Source organism: Ureibacillus chungkukjangi (genome assembly GCF_044795995.1).
Classification (GTDB): Bacteria; Bacillota; Bacilli; order Bacillales_A; family Planococcaceae; genus Ureibacillus; species Ureibacillus chungkukjangi.
The window spans coordinates 1,232,622-1,252,007 of sequence record NZ_CP085009.1 but is presented as its reverse complement, the minus strand read 5'-3'; the positions used below and the strand labels follow the sequence as shown (position 1 = coordinate 1,252,007).

Genomic DNA, 19,386 nt, shown 5'->3' with positions numbered 1-19,386 from the left:
TCTCTCCTTAGACAGATGCTCTTACAGTCCTCTAAATGGACTCAGCGGAACACCGTAATTCAGCACTTCATATAGAAGCACAACTTGAATAATACCATATTCTTTTTATTGTTTGCAAGTATTATATAGATTCTAATTCGACTTATTTTGATACACCAATTAGTTTTAAAAAAGAATTAATAGCTTCCACAATAAACCTATGCTGCTACTTGGACTTCAAGCTTTCGACAAAGGCTTTTTGCTGTGGTGTTAGCTCCATTTCATCCAGAAGGTCCGGACGTCTTTCAAATGTGCGTTTTAAGGACTCCTGTTCACGCCATTTATCGATATTAGCATGGTTCCCTGATAACAATACATCAGGCACTTTCATTCCTCTAAATTCAGCAGGACGAGTATAGTGTGGATGCTCTAATAGCCCTGTTGAAAACGAATCCTGAATATGAGAGTCTTCTTGTCCTAACACACCAGGCAAAAGACGTACAACAGCATCGATTACAGTCATAGCAGGCAATTCCCCACCAGTTAATACAAAGTCCCCGATAGAGATTTCATCGGTCACAAGATTTGTACGAATCCGTTCATCGTAGCCTTCATAATGCCCACATAAGAACACAAGCTCATCTTCCTTAGCAAGCTCCTCTGCTTTTTTTTGAGTAAAGCGCTCACCCTGAGGACACATAAGAATAATTCGAGGTTTTCGTCCCTCTGTAATAGATTCTACGGCCTGGAACATCGGCTCTGGCTTTAACACCATACCTGCACCACCACCATAAGGATAATCATCTACTTGTTTATGCTTATTTGTACTAAAATCCCGGATATCAGACACCGCCAATGAAACAGCATTTTTTTCCTGTGCCTTTTTCAAAATCGATGAACCGAATACACCGGTAAACATATCTGGAAATAAACTTAGGACATGAATATTCATTACAATAAACCTTCCAGCACGTGAATAACGATTTTCTTTTCTTCTATGTCGATTTCTTTTACTACATCCTCAATATAAGGGATATAGTGTTTTTTACCGTTAGCATTCTTCACTTCCCATACATCATTAGCACCAGTTTCAAGAATCTCCGTAATCGTTCCAATTTGCTCGCCTTCTTCAGAAAAGACCTCACAGCCAATTATTTCGAAGTAGTAGTATTCGTTCTCTTCAAGTACATCCTCATCTAATTGGTCCTTTGACACTTTTAATAGACCTTCTTTAAAAGGCTCCACAAAATTGATGTTATTGTAGCCTTCAAAGGTTAATAAAATAAAGTTTTTATGTCGACGGGCACTTTCTATCGTTACCCAAATTGGTTTTTTATCATCTTTTTTGAAAACCGCTAATTTGTTTCCAATCGCAAATCGTACGTCTTCAAAGTCTGTTGTGGAAAGGACGCGTACCTCTCCGCGAATTCCGTGTGTATTAACGATTCTACCTACATTATACCATTCCATTAATTAAGCCCACCTTAAGTTAAATATCAATTGCTTATATCGACATTATCATACTAAAAAAGTTAATAAAAAAGAAGGGATAGCATTTAGCTCCCTTCTTTTATGTAAGCTTTGAACGGCATTTACTACCGTTTTCCGCTTTATTGTCTAGTTTCGCACGTTAACCGCTCGAGGTCACTTCGACTTCTTCTGTGCATGCAAGCATGCCCTTCAGCAGTCTCCAGTGCTTGTCGCGGTTGAACAAACGCGCTCCACTTTTCAGTCTAATATGTCGACGTAAGTCTTTTTCTTGTGATGACTGCCAGCAGCTGAATAAACAATTGTACGAATTGCCTTTGCAACGCGACCTTGCTTGCCTATTACTTTTCCTCGATCTTCTGGATGAACAAAAAGTTTATAAACAACTCGACTTGAATTCTCGTCCGTTTCGACACGAACTTCTTCTGGATAATCGACTAACGGTTTTACGATTGTTTCAATCAGCTTCTGCATCGCGTGTCACCTCTAGAATTATTTACTGAATTTTTGGTTGTGGAATTTCTCCATGATACCTTGTTCTGAGAACAGGTTACGTACAGTATCAGATGGTTTTGCACCATCAGCTAACCATTTAAGAGCTTTCTCTTCATCGATGTTAACTGTTGCTGGTGAAGTAAGTGGGTTATAAGTACCAACTGTTTCGATTTGACGTCCGTCACGTGGAGAACGAGAATCAGCAACTACGATACGATAGAAAGGAGATTTGTTAGCTCCCATACGTTTTAAGCGAATTTTAACTGCCATTATTTATTGCACCTCCGAATAAGTTTCACACAAGATAGTATATTATCAAGTTTATTTTGGTTTGTAAAGTGTTTTTTCTTAACACCTAATATTTTAGCAAACTTTTTTTATTTAAACAATGAATCCAGGCCAGGTAGCTTCATTTTTTTCTTTCCTTTACCTTGAGTCATACCTGTCATTTGCTTCATCATTTTCTTCATATCCTCAAATTGCTTAAGCAATCTGTTGACTTCCTGCACAGATGTACCAGATCCTTGTGCAATACGCTTTTTACGGCTTGCATTCATGATTTCTGGATGGTTTTTTTCTGCCTTAGTCATGGAATATATAATCGCTTCCACACGCCCCATATGCTTTTCATCGACCTTCACATTATCAAGGCCTTTGATTTTGTTGGCACCTGGCAGCATCTTAAGCATATCCTCAAGCGGCCCCATTTTCTTAACAGCTTGAAGCTGCTCCACAAAGTCATCAAGAGTAAAGCTTTGAGACATAAATTTTTCTTCAAGCTCTTTTGCCTTCTCCATATCTACATTTGCTTGCGCTTTTTCGATTAACGAAAGAACGTCACCCATCCCTAAAATACGAGACGCCATACGTTCAGGGTGGAATGTCTCAAGAGCATCCATTTTTTCACCCATACCGACGAATTTAATCGGTTTTTCTGTAACAGCACGGATAGATAGTGCAGCACCACCACGAGTATCGCCATCTAATTTTGTTAAGACAACGCCCGTAATACCGATTGTTTCGTTAAAGCTTTGAGCAACATTAACAGCATCCTGACCAGTCATAGCATCGACAACTAAAAATACTTCGTCTGGTTCTTTAAGTGCTTTAATATTTTTTAGCTCATCCATTAGTGTTTCATCAATATGCAGTCGACCTGCAGTATCGATAATAACCACATCATGATGCTCTTCTTTTGCATGCTCTAATGCTTGACGAGCAATCTCAACTGGAGATACTTCTGTTCCTAGAGCAAAGACAGGAATAGACAGCTGCTTTCCTAATGTTTCAAGCTGTTGAATAGCGGCTGGACGATAAATATCGGCAGCAACTAATAAAGGCTTACGATTATATTTTTTACGTAATACATTCGCTAATTTACCAGTAGTAGTTGTTTTACCAGCACCCTGCAGCCCGACCATCATAATGACAGTTGGCGGCTTCGTATTAAATTTAATAGGGCTTTGTTCCCCACCCATTAATAATGTCAGCTCATCCTGAACGATTTTAATAACTTGTTGACCAGGAGTTAAGCTTTTCATCACTTCTGAACCAACAGCTCGTTCGCTAACTTTTTTGACAAACTCTTTAACAACCTTTAAGTTAACGTCTGCTTCGATTAATGCAAGACGAACCTCTCGCATCATCGCTTTAACGTCTTGTTCGGTAACTAACCCTTTACCTTTTATCTTTTGGATTGTTCCTTGGAGTCGTTCCGCTAACCCTTCAAATGCCATGTATTAGCCTCCTAATCCGTTTCTTTTAATCGTTTCACCAATTCAAGACGGTATTCTATAGTAGAAGCTTCGTCCTTGATTGACTTAGTTAACAGTTCAAGAATTTCTTGACGTAGACCAAATTTTTCAAATAAACGTAATTTATCTTCATATTCTTCAAGCATTGCCTCTGTACGACGAATGTTGTCATATACAGCTTGGCGTGAAACTTTATAGCTCTCTGCAATTTCCCCCAGTGAATGGTCATCTAGGTAGTAAAGTTCCATATAACTTCTTTGTTTATCAGTTAATAATGCTTGATAAAAGTCGAAGAGAAAGTTCATGCGTGTTGTTTTTTCAAGTAGCATTAAATATCTCTCCAATCATATTTTGTCTACTGTATCATATACGTTTTCAAAAGGTGTGTCAAGGAAATTTCCTTGTCCACATTTTCAAGTTTTAATATGCCTAAAATCAACCTATTTTCTCTGCATTTGCTTGTCTTGTTCTCGCTTTTTTACCATGCAAGAAATAATATATTGCTATAGCAACAACAAACCACACGACCGTCCAGCTATACATCGATTGATAGCTCATATAAGCCAATAAAACCCCATATAGATACGGGCCAATTCCAATTGCTAAGTCCATCAGGATGAAAAATGTTGATGTGGCAGTAGCCTTCCTATTTTTTAACGCTTCTTTAATGGCGATCGCTAAATAATTGGATTGCACTGTCCCATAGCCGATTCCGATTAAAGCACTAGCTAACAAAATCATCCACCCACTGCTCGCTTGACTTAAGACAAAATAGCCAATAACTAATAAAACAAGCATCGGATAGGTTAATTTATTTTCCCCTAAGCGATCAAATAGCCTACCTGTAATAGGTCGCGTGAGTACTAACGCAACAGCGTAAACAACAAAAAAGTATGTAGCTACTTCCCCATGCCCGATTTCGTCCGTATAAGACGCTAAAAATGATAATAAGCTCGAATAGCCTAAAGCTAACGAAAACATACAGATGGCAATCGGTAATGCCTGTTTTTCAAACATATCACTGATTGAAAAGGTAAGCTTTTGAGTATGCTGTGTTTCCCTTTTTGGCGCTGGAACTTTTAAGAAGATTCCAAGCAGATTACAGAAAGCCGCGAAAACCAATACCCATATAAACATATCGAAAGTTGTGATACTTAGCATAAATAGGCCAATAAACGGTCCTGTCGCCATCGCGATATTCATTGCGGTAGCATAATAGCCTGTTCCTTCTCCCCTACGTTCATCGGGTACAACATCTGCCATAATCGCATTAGTAGCAGTCATTAAAAATCCAAAGGTAAGCCCGTGAATTGCCCGAACAATCATAAATAAAGTAAAGGTCGTTGCAAGCTGATAGGCTAAAACAGCCAAGAAGAAAAGCACTGTAGAGATAATAAGTATTTTCTTACGCCCCATCATATCAACGATTTTCCCAGCAAAAAGCCGCGCTACAACCGCCATAATTACATAAATCCCAACAGCGAGCCCAGCATCACTCTGACTTTTTCCAAAGTGTCCAATGACATACTGCGTAACAGTCGCAAGCAAACTATAAAATACAAGATGCGTGAAAAAATTAACGCCACATATCATAAGGAAATTCTTAGTCCACAATTTTGGACGATCCATTTGTAACCCTTCTTTCAAAACATTCCATTTGTATACAATTAAATTATACTAAACAATTGGTAGGTTAAGTAGGGGGATTTTGTGGTTGGGGATGGTTGGGGGATGGAGATTGGGGATTGGTTTATTCGGCAGCTTGTTTATAATTTTGGTTCGGGATGCTGGTCATTTCTCTTATGAACTGCATCGCGTTTACCTTTTTGCTTCGGGATGCAGTTCATTCCTCTTATGAACTGCATCGCGTTTACCTTTTTGCTTCGGCATGCCGTTCATTCCTCTTATGAACTGCATCGCGTTTACCTTTTTGCTTCGGGATGCAGTTCATCTTCCCTATGAAACTCGTTTCAAACGGTCTCCTTGTTCACGATGCGATTCATTTGTTCGATGAACCGCATTTGGATTGTTTACCTTGCTCGTAATGCGTTTCATCCACCTTATGAAGCTCGTTTCATTCGTTTTCCTTCTTCGCAATACGGTTCATTCCCACTATGAAGCTCGTTTCATTCGTTTTCCTTGCTCGTAATGCGTTTCATCCACCTTATGAAACTCATTTCAATCGTTTTCCTTGCTCTCAATACGTTTCATTCACTCCATGAAACTCGTTTCAAACACTTACCTTACTCGCAATACGTTTCATTCACTCCATGAAAACTCGTTTCAAACACTTACCTTGCTCTCAATGCATTTTATCCACCCTATGAAACTCATTCCAATCGTTTTCCTTGCTCTCAATACGTTTCATTCACTCCATGAAACTCGTTTCAAACATTTACCTTGCTCTCAATATGTTTCATTCCCACTATGAAGCTCGTTTCAATCGTTTTCCTTCTTCGCAATACGTTTCATTCCCCCTATGAAACTCATTCCAATCATTTTCCTTGCTCACAATACGTTTCATTCACTCCATGAAACTCGTTTCAAACACCTACCTTGCTCGCAACGCGTTTCATTCCCCCTATGAAACTCATTCCAATCGTTTAGCTTACTCGTAATGCGTTTCATTCCCCCTTTGAAGCTCGTTTCAATCGTTTTCCTTCTTCGCAATACGTTTCATTCCCCCTATGAAACTCATTCCAATCATTTTCCTTGCTCACAATACGTTTCATTCACTCCATGAAACTCGTTTCAAACACCTACCTTGCTCGCAACGCGTTTCATCCCCCCCTGTGAAACTCGCTTCCAAAATCACCTGTGCTCCCAATACGTTTCACGAACAAAATCCGTACGCTTTTCACACACGGCACTTTTAAAACCACCCCAAAACAAAAAACTACTCCAGCACCCGCGTGTGGCAGGATACTGAAATAGTTTTCTGGCTTGGTTAGTCTTCGATTTTTTCTAATTCTTTTTCTAAGCCTTCTGCGAATAGGCCGTAGACGTAGCGTTCTGCGTCGAATGGTTGTAGGTCATCCATTTTTTCGCCAAGTCCAACGAATTTTACTGGGATGTGCAGTTTGTTGCGGATGGCTAGGACGATACCGCCTTTTGCCGTTCCGTCTAGTTTTGTTAACACGATACCTGTTACATTTGTTGCTTCTTTGAATGTTTGGGCTTGAATAAGAGCGTTTTGGCCCGTTGTTGCGTCAAGGGCTAGTAATACTTCATGTGGTGCATCTGGAATTTCACGTGAGATTACGCGGTGCACTTTTTCTAGCTCTTTCATTAGGTTTACTTTGTTTTGTAGACGACCAGCTGTATCACAGATCAATACGTCTGCGCCGCGTTTTTTCGCTGCAGCAATGGCGTCATAGATAACAGCTGCTGGATCTGAGCCTTCTGATTGCTTGATAACCTCACAACCAACACGGTCTCCCCAAACTTGTAGCTGGTCAATTGCTCCTGCGCGGAATGTATCCCCTGCCGCAAGTACAACTGATTTTCCTTCTTGTGATAAACGGTGAGCTAGTTTACCGATTGTTGTTGTTTTACCAACGCCGTTTACACCAACGAATAAGATGACTGTTAGCTCGCCTGCTGGCTGGATATTTAACTCGGTAATATTATCCTCGCCTGCTTCGTAAATCTCAACAAGCTTTTCAGAGATAATGGATTGAATGCCTTCTGTATCCTTGATGTTTTGGCGTTGTACTTCGAAGCGTAATTTGTCCATAAGCTCCATTACTGTTTCGAAGCCAACATCGGCTTGAAGTAAAAGCTCTTCTAATTCTTCAAAGAAGTCTTCATCCACTTTACGATAACGTGCTACAAGATCATTCACTTTTGATGTGAAGGAATCACGCGTTTTCGCTAAACCATTTTTGAATTTTTGAGTAATTGACCATGCTGATGGCTTTTTCTCATCTTCCACTGCCTCTTCAACAGCAGCAGGTAGATTCTCATCCTCAACAACCGATTCTTCAGCTGTTTCTGCTTCAGCCTCTTCAACTTCTACAATTTCTTCGATTACCTGTTCAATTACCTCGTTAGTAATAACAACAGGCTCTTCTTGTTCAACTTCTAAACCGTCGACTTCATCGATTTCCACCGACTCAGACTCAAGGTTTTCAGCCTGTTCTTGTTGGACTTTTTCTTCTTCTGTACTGCCAGTTAACTTTTCTTTTAGTCGTTTAAAAAAGCTCATTCACTTATCGCTCCTTATGTCTATTAGAAAATGGGCTTATCGCCAATGCTTAATTAGCGATAAGCCATAATAATCACATTCTATCTAACAAGTGCTGGTTCTTCTTCAAGTTTTACTGAAACCAGCTTAGATACTCCAGATTCCTGCATCGTGATACCGTATAGTACGTCTGCACCTTCCATCGTACCTTTACGATGGGTAATGACGATGAATTGAGTTTCACTGCTTAATTTCTTTAAATAATCACTATAGCGTTGGACATTTGCTTCATCCAATGCAGCTTCTACCTCATCCAGAATAACAAATGGTACTGGACGAGTATTTAAAATAGCAAACAGTAATGCAATTGCCGTTAAAGCTCTTTCTCCACCTGATAAAAGACTTAAATTTTGAAGTTTTTTACCTGGTGGCTGGGCGACAATTTCAATTCCCGTATCCAAAATATTCTCAGGGTTCAACAAGACTAAATCAGCTTGTCCACCACCAAATAATTCACGGAATACGTGTCTAAACTGAGTTTGAATCATCATGAAGGATTCTCTGAAACGTATCGACATTTCTTCATCCATTTCACGGATTGCTTCATGCAAGGTCTCTTGAGCCTCTAGAAGGTCATTACGCTGCTCTGTTAAGAAAGTATGGCGTTCTAAAACTCTATCATACTCTTCAATTGCTGTTAGATTAACAGGTCCAAGCTCTTCAATCGATTGTTTTAACAGCTTTACCTTACGGCGAACTTGGTCAACATCCTCGATTTCGATCGCTTGTTCACGCGCCTCTTCAAATTCAAGCTCGTATTGCTCCTCAAGAACTGTATGTAGACGATTCATTTCGAATTCAATTCGGCTCGCCTTAACCTCCACAGTTCGTAAGCTTTCTAAAAAGCCTTTATGGATTCGCTGCAATTCCTTTAGCTGCACTTCTAATTGCGTTAAAGCTTGCTGCTGAGAAGAGCGCAAATTACGGTTGGTCTGTATTTTAGCAGTTAGAGCTTCTTTTTTCGCTGTCCACTCTATAACAGTCATTTCAATTTCTTCATCGGTAGGACCGTTATTATCCTCACTTTGAAGCCAGTTAATCTCCTGTGAAAGAGAAGTAACCTGCTGCTGGGCTTTAGAACGCTGTAAAGCAAGCTCAGCCGTTGCAATTTGCAGCTGGCTAACCTGTTCTTGCACTACTGCAAGCTCTGATCGCTTTTGAGCTGAGGACTCTCTTAAAGAATCCTTTTCACTTTCGCTTTTCGTTTTTAATTCGCTTAGCTGAGCTACTTTTTCATTAATCTCTTCAAGCTCCTGCTTTAGCTGCACTAAACGTTTTGTAGCTTCTTCTTTTTGCTCAAGTAATGTAGTTTTTCTTGATGTCATGGAAGTTTGCTCGCTCGATGTAACATTGACCGTTGCTTTTAAGTTTTTCTCTTCCATACCAATTTCAAGTAACTGTGCACGCAGGGTCATTTCCTCTTTACGAAGCACTTCCCCTTCTAGCTTTAGTACTTCAAGCTTTTCACGTAAAGTAGCCACTTCTTCCTTCTCAGCAGCAACCGATTTTTCAGCCTGGACAATGGAATTCTCCATTTTTTCAAGATTACCTGTTAGCTGATCAAGCTCAGCCTTACGAGAAAATAAAGAGGATTGCTGCTTGGATGCACCACCAGTTAAAGAACCACCGGCATTTACAATATCGCCATCGATTGTTACAACGCGATATCTAAACCCACTGCTTCTTGCAATTTGGCTTGCTCCTTCAAGATTTGAAGCAACAAGAACATTTCCTAGTAAGTTTTCAGCGATTGTTCGATTTGACTCATCGAAATCAACTAAATCAACTGCAAGACTTATAAAAGCCGGATGGTCGGCTGCTGATCCAAATTGAGAAATGGAAAGCTTTCGAGACTTCATTACCGTTTTCGGTAAGAAAGTAGCTCGTCCTGCTCGTTTTGCTTTAAGCCAGCCAATCGCTTTTTGAGCGTCTGTTTCTGTGTTCGTTACAATATGCTGGGATGCGGCACCTAAAGCTGTTTCAATCGCTTTTGAGTACTGCCCCTCCACTTGAATTAACTCTGCAACGGCTCCTTCAATCCCTGAGAGCTCGCCACGTTCACGAGCTAAAAGAATTTCTTTTACCCCCTGGAAGAAACCAGAAAAATCAGCTTCCAGCTCAGCCAATGTTTCTTTACGGCTCTTAAGTTGTTGCTGGTGCTGGTAAGCTTGATAAAGCATTTTCTGCTTCTCTTCAAAGGATGTTGCAGTTTTGTTGAGCTTCATTTGAACAAGCTCATGCTGTTCAAGCTTTTGCGTCAGCTGCGCATCGACCTTTGCAAGCTCGGCTTCTAGCTCCATTTTCACTGAAGTGATTTCCTCCAGCTTTTTCACCATTTCAGTAGAACGGTCATTCATACGTTCTGCTGATTCTAGCTGTTGCGTCAGCTGCTGCTCAATATGCTTTAGTTCATTTTTGATAGTTGCTTCTTCATTTAACAAATCGATATATAAATCTTTTGATTGGTCAATTTCTTTTTCAATTTCAGAGGCAGAAGAGTTTAAAGTGAGTTCTAGTTGCTTAATTTCTAGCTTTAACTTTTGAACTTCCTTTTGTTTGACAGTAAATTGTGCTTTTTTCTCTTCCTCACTAATTGTAAGAGAATGTTCTTCCTCTTGTGCAAATAGTAGTGATTGCTGTAATTGATGTAACTGCTTTTCTGCGTTGGAGCGCTTTTCCTTCATAAGGGCTTTACGACCTTCCCAACGCTCAACTTCAGAGCTTGCTTCCACTAGTTGCTCCTGAGCAGTATCCAATACAGCATCGATTTCTTTTAATTTCAAACGGATTGCGTCTAGCTTTGCCTCATCCTTTGAAATTTCTGCTGCATGCTCTTGCTCTGTAGATTTTAATTGCTGATATTCTACATTGATGCTTTCTAGAGTCTCTGCATGGAACATTAAATCGTTCACCGTTAGGGCAATGTCAGATTCCTTAAGCTCATCTGTCATACGTACATAATCCTTTGCACTGGATGCTTGGATTTGCAGTGGCTCAAGGCGACTATCTAGTTCATGTAGAATATCTAAAACTCGATGTAGGTTCTCATCTGTTTCAACTAGTTTATGCTCAGCTTTTTTCTTGCGGTTTTTATACTTCAAAACACCGGCTGCTTCTTCAAAAATCGTTCTTCGATCATCTGGTCGGCTATTTAAAATTTCGTCTACGCGTCCTTGTGAGATAATCGAGAATGCTTCTTTTCCTAACCCAGAATCCATAAACAAGTCCGTAATATCCTTCAGGCGACATTGCTGGTTATTCAGCAAATATTCGCTATCACCTGAACGATACACACGTCTCGTTACGCTAATTTCAGTAAAAGGTATTGGTGCTTGCTGATCCTCGTTATCGAGTACAAGTGTTACCTCAGCAAAATTTAGCGGTTTTCTTGAATCACTTCCAGCAAAAATTACATCTTCCATCTTGGACCCACGTAGTGATTTCGCGGATTGTTCCCCTAAAACCCATCGTATCGAATCCGTTACATTACTCTTCCCACTACCATTTGGGCCAACTACTGCTGTTACACCAGGAACGAAATCAATACCAATACGATCAGCAAACGATTTAAAGCCAATTACTTCAAGTCGTTTAAGGAACATACTAATCCTCCTTAATGCTAGACTGATTCAATGTCACCATCGCATTTTGCGCGGCTTGTTGCTCAGCCTCTTTCTTTGATTTTCCTCGTCCAATTCCTAGTTCCTTGTCATTTAATAAAACGCGGGAAACGAATGTACGATTATGTGCCGGTCCTTTTTCATCGACAATTTCATAATGCAATGTACCATTGTTTGATTGTTGAACCATTTCTTGTAGCTGACTTTTGAAATCCATCACATGCGAAAAAGCACCGACTTCTACTTTTGGGAATACAATTCGTTCTAAAAATTCAACAACATTTTCTAAATCTTGGTCTAAATAAAGTGAACCTATAAATGATTCAAATACGTCTGCTAATAGTGCGGGACGCTCACGACCACCTGTTAGTTCCTCACCTTTTCCTAATAATACATATTTACCAAAGTTTAATTCATTGGCAAAAATAACAAGAGATGGCTCACAAACAATTGAAGCACGAAGCTTTGTTAGCTCTCCTTCACTCATATGCGGATACTTTTCAAAAAGGTATTTAGATACAGAAAGCTCTAGTACAGCGTCTCCCAAAAACTCTAGTCTTTCATTGTCGGTAAATAATTTTCTACGATGCTCATTCACATAAGATGAATGCGTAAAAGCTTGGTAAAGTAAACTTTTATTTCGAAAATAAATATTTAACTCCTCTTGCAGAAATTCAAATTGATGTCTTACTTTTTCAGGTAATACACCAGCTTTTTGATTATTACCTTTTTTTCTTATTGTCATGAACAATCGGCCTTCCTAATAGATTCTAACGTATAGTTTACCTTGTAAACCGTTAGAAATTCAACTTTTCTTTAATTATACTGCAAACTAATATAAAAAGAGGCACAAAGTTTTCGCTTTTCGCTTAAACTGCACCTCTTTTATCGATATATATCGATTAGCTTACTTTAGTTTCAATGTAACTGATAGCGTCGCCAACAGTTGCGATTTTTTCAGCATCCTCGTCTGAAATTTCCATATCAAACTCATCTTCAAGTTCCATTACTAACTCAACAACGTCTAATGAGTCTGCGCCTAAATCCTCACGGAAAGAAGCTTCTACTTTTACTTCGCTTTCGTCAACACCTAATCGGTCAACGACAACTTTTGTAACACGTTCTAATACTGTAGCCAAATCGTTCACCTCCCCTCAAAAAAGTATTATAGAAAACTATATTTGCCAAACTAAGAACAATAATATTATTCCATTAATATTTACAAACATAGTTTAATAATAGATTCATTGTCAAATACCATCAATATTACATATACATTCCGCCGTCTATATGAAGGGTCTGACCTGTCATATAGCTTGCGTCATCTGAAGCTAGGAATACTACAGCCTTAGCGACATCCTCTGGATTACCAAGTTTTGCAAGAGGAATTTGGTTTAGCATCGAGCTCTTTACATCCTCTGGTAAAGTATCTGTCATTTCAGTCGTGATAAAACCTGGTGCAATAGCATTAACTAAAATATTACGAGAAGCAAGCTCACGAGCCGTTGTTTTTGTTAAACCAATCACTCCAGCCTTTGCTGCTACATAATTCGCCTGGCCTGCATTGCCCATTACTCCAACAATAGAAGAAATATTAATAATACGCCCTGCACGCTGCTTCATCATTTGACGAGTAACTGCTTTTGTACATAGGAACACACCTTTTAAATTGGTGTTGATGACATCATCCCACTCATCTTCCTTCATACGCATTAAAAGATTGTCGCGAGTGATTCCAGCATTATTAACCAAAATATCAATTGCTCCAAATTGTTCCATCGTTGCATTCATTAGCTCTTGAACAGAATTATTATCTGATATATTAGCTTGTACAGCAATTGCTTGTGAGCCAAGATTTTGAATCTCTTTAACTACTTCACTAGCTTTTTGCTCACTTCCACTAAAATTCACGACAACATTAGCACCCTCACTAGCAATCTGTAGTGCAATTGCTCGTCCAATTCCGCGAGATGCTCCTGTAACGATCGCTGTTTTTCCGTCTAATTTACCCAATTTGGCTCACTCCAATCGCTTCGATGACTTCCTCAAGTGTCGCTTCATCATGCACACAATATGTTTTGACAGAACGGTCGACTTTTTTTACAAGCCCTGAAAGTACTTTTCCTGGCCCACATTCGATAAAGGTAGTTACACCAAGCTCTAACAATTTACGAACATCGTCTTCCCATAAAACTGGGCTATATACTTGTTCAATCATTTCGTTTCGAATTGCTGCTGGATCCTCTAAAAGCTCTGCACCAACATTACTGATAATCGGTGTATGTGGAGCTTGAATCTCAATCGCATCAATTACCTCTTGCAGTTTTTCTGCTGCCTCACGCATTAGCTCAGAATGGAATGGGCCACTTACTACTAAAGGAATGGCGCGTTTTGCCCCTGCTTCTTTAGCTGCTACAGATGCTTTTTCAACTCCTTCCTTAGTGCCCGAAATAACAATCTGGCCAGGACAGTTTAAATTAGCTAGCTGAACTATATTTCCTTCAGTCGTGATCTGATCACAAACCGCTTTTAGGCTTTTTGCATCCAAGCCTAAAATTGCAGCCATCGCACCTTCACCTGCAGGTACAGCCTCATTCATGAACAAGCCACGTTTATGAACCGTTAACACTGCATCTTCAAAGGATAGCGCACCTGAAGTAACAAAGGCACTATATTCACCTAATGAATGTCCTGCTGTATAATCTGGTTTAATGCCTGCATCGATTAGCTTTTGTGCTACCATTACTCCTGTTGTCAATAATGCCGGTTGGGCATTGTAAGTAAGTGTTAACTCCTCAGCAGGACCATTTAGCATTAAGTTTGATAATGAAAATTGAAGTACTTCATCACACTTTTCATAAAAAGCTTTACTTTCCTTACTAGTTTGAATGAATTCTTGTCCCATTCCTACCTGCTGCGAGCCTTGACCCGGAAAAATAAAAGCTATTTTCGTCATATCCAATCCCCTTTTCTAACGTTTCATCCCTTTATCCCCTTAAAATAAATGGAATTATTGTTCTTGGCTTTGTGCAATTGTTTCGGCAATATCTTTTGTTACATTATGTTCAGCCATAATAGATGCTTGTCGTATTGCACTATAGATTGCTCTTGCATTTGATGATCCGTGGGCTTTAATAACAGGTGCTTTAAGACCAAACAGCGCCGCTCCACCATGCTCAGAATAATCTAATTTACCTTTAAGCTTTTTCAGCTCAGTTTTCATAAGTACAGCACCGATTTTTGTTTTAGCAGAAGCCATAAAGGCTTCTTTTAGCATAGACATCATTGCGCCAGCCGTACCTTCAATCGTTTTCAAAACCATATTTCCTGTGAAGCCGTCAGTCACCACAACATCAGCTACATTGTCTAATAAATCACGAGACTCAACATTGCCAATAAAGTTAATGTCAGCTTCCTTTAACAAAGTAAACGCTTGCTTTGTTAATTCGTTCCCTTTTTTATCTTCTGTACCGATATTTAATAATCCTACTCGAGGATTGTCGATGCCTCTAACTTTTTTTGCATAAATATAGCCCATTATGGCGTACTGTACAATATTCTCAGGTTTTGCATCGGCATTAGCACCCAAATCAAGCATTAAAAAGCCTTGGCCATCAATTGTCGGTAATGTTGTAGCTAATGCTGGACGAGCAATACCCTCGATACGTCCTACTTTAAATAAACCTCCAGCCATTAAAGCTCCCGTATTTCCTGCAGATAAACACGCATCTGCACGCAGATCTGTAACTGCTTCAAGAATTTTCGTCATCGATGAATCCTTCTTGCGACGAACAGCACGAGCTGGATCGTCCTCAGCTTCAACAACTTCTTCACAATGAATTACTTCAAGACGGGCATGCTCTTTCAAAAAAGGCTGCATTTCTTGCTGTTTACCATATAACTGGACCTCTAGGTTTGGAAAATCTTCTAATGCAAGCAATACACCTTCAACGATTGCCTTTGGAGCATTGTCCCCACCCATTCCATCAATTGCTAACTTCATTATTGTCACCTGAACCTTTCGTGCGGTACATTTCAAATTCACCTTTAAACACTGTTTCATTATTTACAGTTGATACTACATCTATATATGTACGATTTTTTTCACTATTCCTATTACGAACAATTGCTTTTGTAATTACACGATCTCCTGCTTTTACAGGCTTTACAAACACCACGTTTGACTTAACGGTAAGCGCTAGTTCATCATTGATAACGGCTACAGCTAGCGAATTTGCCTGGGCAAATAAATGATGCCCCCTTGCAATGCCGTTACGTTGAAAAACATGCTCATCCTTTACATCAAAAATGGATAATGCTCGTTGATCTAATTCTATATCAATAATTTCACCAATTACTTCGTCTAATGGTAAAGATTTTACTTCATTCTCATAATTTTGTGCTGCAACGTCTTTAATACGTTCGCGCAATTCAGGAATAGATAGTTCCATGCGATCGAGGCGAATGGTTTGAACGCTGACTCCAAACTGTGAAGCTAATTGTTCATCAGTGACGAATGGGTTATCTTCAATTGTTTCAGTTAGTAGTCTTTGCCGTTCTTTTTTGGTACGCTTCAAAACACTCGTCACCTACTTCTAGTTTTTTTAGCACTTGGTACTAATACCAGTATACATTTCTACAAAAAGGAACGCAAGAGAGAATTTAGATGTTTCTCGTTCTTGCTGGTGGATTCTAGGTGGGGTTTGTAATAATTTAGACACTTCCCCTAGGAATTCAGCCACTTTGAAAGATAATCTAGCCACTTTACGCTATAATCCTGGTACTTTTTCAAATAATCTCGCCATTTCATATTTTACAAAAAAAATAAAACGATTCCCGCTAATAATAGCGAAAACCGTTAGATCAATCTATTCGTTCTCCATTTAAGACACCAGACTCTTCTAGCATTTCACGTAAATGCTGATATTCGTCAGAGTTCCAGAATTCATCCTCATAAATAAGCTTTGCCGCATCCTGTCTAGCCACTTCTAATGTTCGGTAGTCATGCACGAGATCGGCCATTTTGAACTCAGGGAGCCCGCTTTGCTTTTTCCCGAAGAAATCACCAGGTCCACGAAGCTCTAAATCCTTTTCCGCAAGCTTGAAGCCATCATTCGTTTGTGTCATAGACATCATACGTTCTTTACCTTCTTCTGATTTAGGGTCAGCTAAAAGTACACAATACGATTGATGCTCGCCTCGACCGACACGACCGCGCAATTGGTGAAGCTGTGCAAGCCCAAAACGATCTGCATCATAAATCATCATAAATGTAGCATTCGGAACATTAACCCCTACCTCTACAACCGTTGTGGAAACTAATACGTCAATCTTTCCATTAGAGAAATCACGCATCACGGCATCCTTTTCATCAGAATGCAATCTTCCGTGCATTAAACCAACTTTAAATCGACCATTAAAAATTGTAGCGAGCTGCTCATAAACCTCGACGGCATTTTGAACATCTAATTTATCTGATTCCTCGATCAGTGGACATATTACATAAGCTTGTCTGCCATGGCGCAGTTCAGATTCCATTTTCGTTATGCTCGAATTCAATTGTTCTTTTTTCAGCCAATGTGTCTCAATCTGCTTACGTCCCGCAGGTAGCTCATCGATAATGGAAACGTCCATTTCACCAAAAGCAGTGATTGCTAGCGTTCTAGGAATTGGTGTAGCCGTCATGAACAGTACGTCAGGGTTCATTCCCTTATCACGTAAAATTCTACGCTGCTCTACACCAAAGCGATGTTGCTCATCGGTGATGACGAAGCCAAGATTTTTAAAGATTACATCCGGCTGAATTAAGGCATGGGTACCGATTAAAATATCAATTTCCCCATTATGTAATTGCTCTAGGAGGATTCTTTTGTCTTTTGCTTTCGTTGAACCAGAAAGCATAGCCACCTTCACACCAATCGGGTCAAACCAGCCTTTTAAGGATTCAGCATGCTGTTCAGCTAAAATTTCAGTTGGCGCCATTAGTGCCCCCTGATAGCCTGCTGTTACTGCTGAATAGAGTCCTATAGCCGCGACAATTGTTTTCCCTGAACCAACATCCCCTTGTAAAAGTCGGTTCATGCGGTGCGGCTCTTTTAAATCCTTGCTTATTTCATTGACTACTCGCTTTTGAGCATTTGTCAGCTCAAAAGAAATACTTTGAATAAATTCACGAACCTTTTTCACATCATACTGAATGGAGATACCTTGTTCGTTTTCCTTGCGAATTTTACGTAAGGATTGAATTCTTAACTGGAAATGTAATAATTCCTCATAAACAAAGCGTCTTCTTGCTTGTTTTGCATGATCTGCATCCTTAGGAAAATGAACACCCTCCAAGGCATCTGTTATTGTTGGCAATTGATATTGCTCAATCAAATGACTTGGAAGTGTTTCAGCCATTTCACCATCAAGTAAATCTAAAGCCTGACGCATATACTTGCGAAATCTATTCTGATGAATATTGCCCTTTAAGCTATAAACTGGCTCAAAATCAGTATTATCTGTTTTAGGTCCAAATTTTATAGACGTGCCATTAATGACTTGTCGACCACGGTCCCATTTTCCTGAGACCGTTACGATTTCACCTGGCGTAAGCTTAGTTCTTAAATAATTTTGATTAAAAAATACAACCTTCACAAGATGTCTTCCGGCTAGCACTGTTACTTGTATTCTAGATTTATTTTTCCCTAGATAAAGAACTGAAGGAACACTTTCAACTCTTGCTTCAATTGTTACTTTTTCATTATGCGGTGTTTCTGCTAAATCCTTTAGCCGAAAATCTTCATGACGATAGGGGAACGTCCAAATTAGATCTTCGATAGTGTAAATACCCATTTCACTTAGGTGCTCAGCCGTTTCTTTTCCAATACCCTTTAATGCCGTAATTGGTTCTAATACATTAGTCAACTTGTACTGCACTTCCAAAAATTTTGGCAGCTAGTGCTTTACCTGTTGGTGTTGCAGCAAGTCCTCCACGAGCTGTTTCTTTTAAGCTTGGATGCATCGTTTGACCGATTCTAAACATTGCTCCAATTACTTCATCACAAGGAATTCGGCTAGTTATTCCAGCAAGCGCCATATCTGCAGCGACCATTGCATTTGCTGCCCCCATTGCATTTCGTTTTACACATGGAACCTCTACAAGCCCTGCAACTGGGTCACATACAAGCCCTAGCATATTCTTTAATGTAATTGCAAACGCTTCCGCAGTTTGGGCAGGCGTGCCACCAGCCATCTCTACAATTGCTGCTGCTGCCATACCAGCTGCAGAACCAACTTCAGCCTGACACCCACCTGCAGCTCCAGAGATAAAGGCGTTATTAGCTACAACAAATCCATATGCCCCAGATGTGAATAGGAAATTAATCATCTGTTCACGTGTAGGATTTAATTTATTTTTTACAGCAAATAGTGTACCTGGTACGACTCCAGCAGATCCAGCGGTTGGCGTTGCACATATTGTTCCCATTGCTGCATTTACTTCGTTTGTTGCTACTGCTTTACTTACAGCATCTAATAAAAGGTCCCCAGAAAGACTTTTACCTGAAGCAATATAGTTTTGAAGTAAAACTGCATCGCCGCCCGTTAAGCCCGAAACAGACTGAACCCCGTTTAGCCCACGTTCAACTGCTTGCTCCATAACAACTAAATTTCGGTCCATCTGAGCGAAAATCTCTTCTCTCGTGCGACCAGTCATATTCATTTCTTGTTCTATCATGATGTCAGAAATGAGCTTATTTTCTTTTTCAGCAAGTTCAACCAATTCTCTTACATTGTGAAATAATACGTCCACAAAGCTCAC

Annotated in this window: 17 protein-coding genes; all 17 read right to left on the bottom strand. The window is 39.7% G+C overall.

Going from position 1 to position 19,386, the window contains the following annotated elements:
* Positions 1 to 205: 205 nt before the first annotated feature.
* Positions 206 to 931: a tRNA (guanosine(37)-N1)-methyltransferase TrmD gene (gene trmD, locus LG296_RS06145; protein WP_107933968.1), complete on the bottom strand. Its 726-nt coding sequence runs from the start codon at positions 929 to 931 to the stop codon at positions 206 to 208.
* A complete protein-coding gene (gene rimM / locus LG296_RS06140; protein WP_107933966.1) occupies positions 931 to 1,449 on the bottom strand; it encodes a ribosome maturation factor RimM in 519 nt (172 codons plus the stop codon). Before rimM ends, trmD begins: the two co-directional genes overlap by 1 nt.
* Before the next feature lie 258 nt (positions 1,450 to 1,707).
* Complete coding sequence (locus LG296_RS06135; protein WP_107933964.1) at positions 1,708 to 1,941, bottom strand: KH domain-containing protein; 234 nt, start codon at positions 1,939 to 1,941, stop codon at positions 1,708 to 1,710.
* A gap of 18 nt (positions 1,942 to 1,959) precedes the next feature.
* On the bottom strand, positions 1,960 to 2,232 hold the full coding sequence (gene rpsP / locus LG296_RS06130) for a 30S ribosomal protein S16 (RefSeq protein ID WP_036202915.1): 273 nt from the start codon (positions 2,230 to 2,232) through the stop codon (positions 1,960 to 1,962).
* A 107-nt stretch (positions 2,233 to 2,339) separates the two neighbouring features.
* Complete coding sequence (gene ffh, locus LG296_RS06125) at positions 2,340 to 3,698, bottom strand: signal recognition particle protein (RefSeq protein ID WP_107933963.1); 1,359 nt, start codon at positions 3,696 to 3,698, stop codon at positions 2,340 to 2,342.
* An 11-nt stretch (positions 3,699 to 3,709) separates the two neighbouring features.
* Positions 3,710 to 4,045 carry a putative DNA-binding protein gene (locus tag LG296_RS06120; protein WP_107933961.1) on the bottom strand — a complete coding sequence of 112 codons (336 nt, stop codon included), beginning with the start codon at positions 4,043 to 4,045 and terminating at the stop codon, positions 3,710 to 3,712.
* Positions 4,046 to 4,151: 106 nt separating this feature from the next.
* Entirely contained in the window at positions 4,152 to 5,345 is a 1,194-nt protein-coding gene (locus tag LG296_RS06115; RefSeq protein WP_107933959.1) for an MFS transporter, read from the bottom strand.
* 1,318 nt (positions 5,346 to 6,663) lie between these two features.
* Entirely contained in the window at positions 6,664 to 7,923 is a 1,260-nt protein-coding gene (ftsY, locus tag LG296_RS06110) for a signal recognition particle-docking protein FtsY (protein ID WP_107933957.1), read from the bottom strand.
* An 80-nt stretch (positions 7,924 to 8,003) separates the two neighbouring features.
* Positions 8,004 to 11,564, bottom strand: coding sequence for a chromosome segregation protein SMC (smc, locus tag LG296_RS06105; protein WP_107933956.1), 3,561 nt, complete (start codon positions 11,562 to 11,564; stop codon positions 8,004 to 8,006).
* A 1-nt stretch (position 11,565) separates the two neighbouring features.
* Positions 11,566 to 12,327 carry a ribonuclease III gene (gene rnc, locus LG296_RS06100; protein WP_107933954.1) on the bottom strand — a complete coding sequence of 254 codons (762 nt, stop codon included), beginning with the start codon at positions 12,325 to 12,327 and terminating at the stop codon, positions 11,566 to 11,568.
* A 157-nt stretch (positions 12,328 to 12,484) separates the two neighbouring features.
* Entirely contained in the window at positions 12,485 to 12,721 is a 237-nt protein-coding gene (gene acpP, locus LG296_RS06095; protein WP_107933952.1) for an acyl carrier protein, read from the bottom strand.
* A gap of 127 nt (positions 12,722 to 12,848) precedes the next feature.
* On the bottom strand, positions 12,849 to 13,595 hold the full coding sequence (gene fabG, locus LG296_RS06090) for a 3-oxoacyl-[acyl-carrier-protein] reductase (RefSeq protein WP_107933950.1): 747 nt from the start codon (positions 13,593 to 13,595) through the stop codon (positions 12,849 to 12,851).
* Positions 13,588 to 14,538: an ACP S-malonyltransferase gene (gene fabD / locus LG296_RS06085; protein ID WP_107933948.1), complete on the bottom strand. Its 951-nt coding sequence runs from the start codon at positions 14,536 to 14,538 to the stop codon at positions 13,588 to 13,590. Before fabD ends, fabG begins: the two co-directional genes overlap by 8 nt.
* Before the next feature lie 54 nt (positions 14,539 to 14,592).
* Complete coding sequence (gene plsX / locus LG296_RS06080) at positions 14,593 to 15,585, bottom strand: phosphate acyltransferase PlsX (RefSeq protein WP_107933946.1); 993 nt, start codon at positions 15,583 to 15,585, stop codon at positions 14,593 to 14,595.
* Positions 15,569 to 16,159 carry a transcription factor FapR gene (gene fapR / locus LG296_RS06075; protein ID WP_107933944.1) on the bottom strand — a complete coding sequence of 197 codons (591 nt, stop codon included), beginning with the start codon at positions 16,157 to 16,159 and terminating at the stop codon, positions 15,569 to 15,571. The genes plsX and fapR overlap by 17 nt, the downstream gene beginning before the upstream one ends.
* Before the next feature lie 286 nt (positions 16,160 to 16,445).
* Positions 16,446 to 18,491 carry an ATP-dependent DNA helicase RecG gene (gene recG, locus LG296_RS06070; RefSeq protein ID WP_107933942.1) on the bottom strand — a complete coding sequence of 682 codons (2,046 nt, stop codon included), beginning with the start codon at positions 18,489 to 18,491 and terminating at the stop codon, positions 16,446 to 16,448.
* Positions 18,484 to 19,377 carry an L-serine ammonia-lyase, iron-sulfur-dependent, subunit alpha gene (sdaAA, locus tag LG296_RS06065; RefSeq protein WP_251397185.1) on the bottom strand — a complete coding sequence of 298 codons (894 nt, stop codon included), beginning with the start codon at positions 19,375 to 19,377 and terminating at the stop codon, positions 18,484 to 18,486. Before sdaAA ends, recG begins: the two co-directional genes overlap by 8 nt.
* Positions 19,378 to 19,386 lie beyond the last annotated feature (9 nt).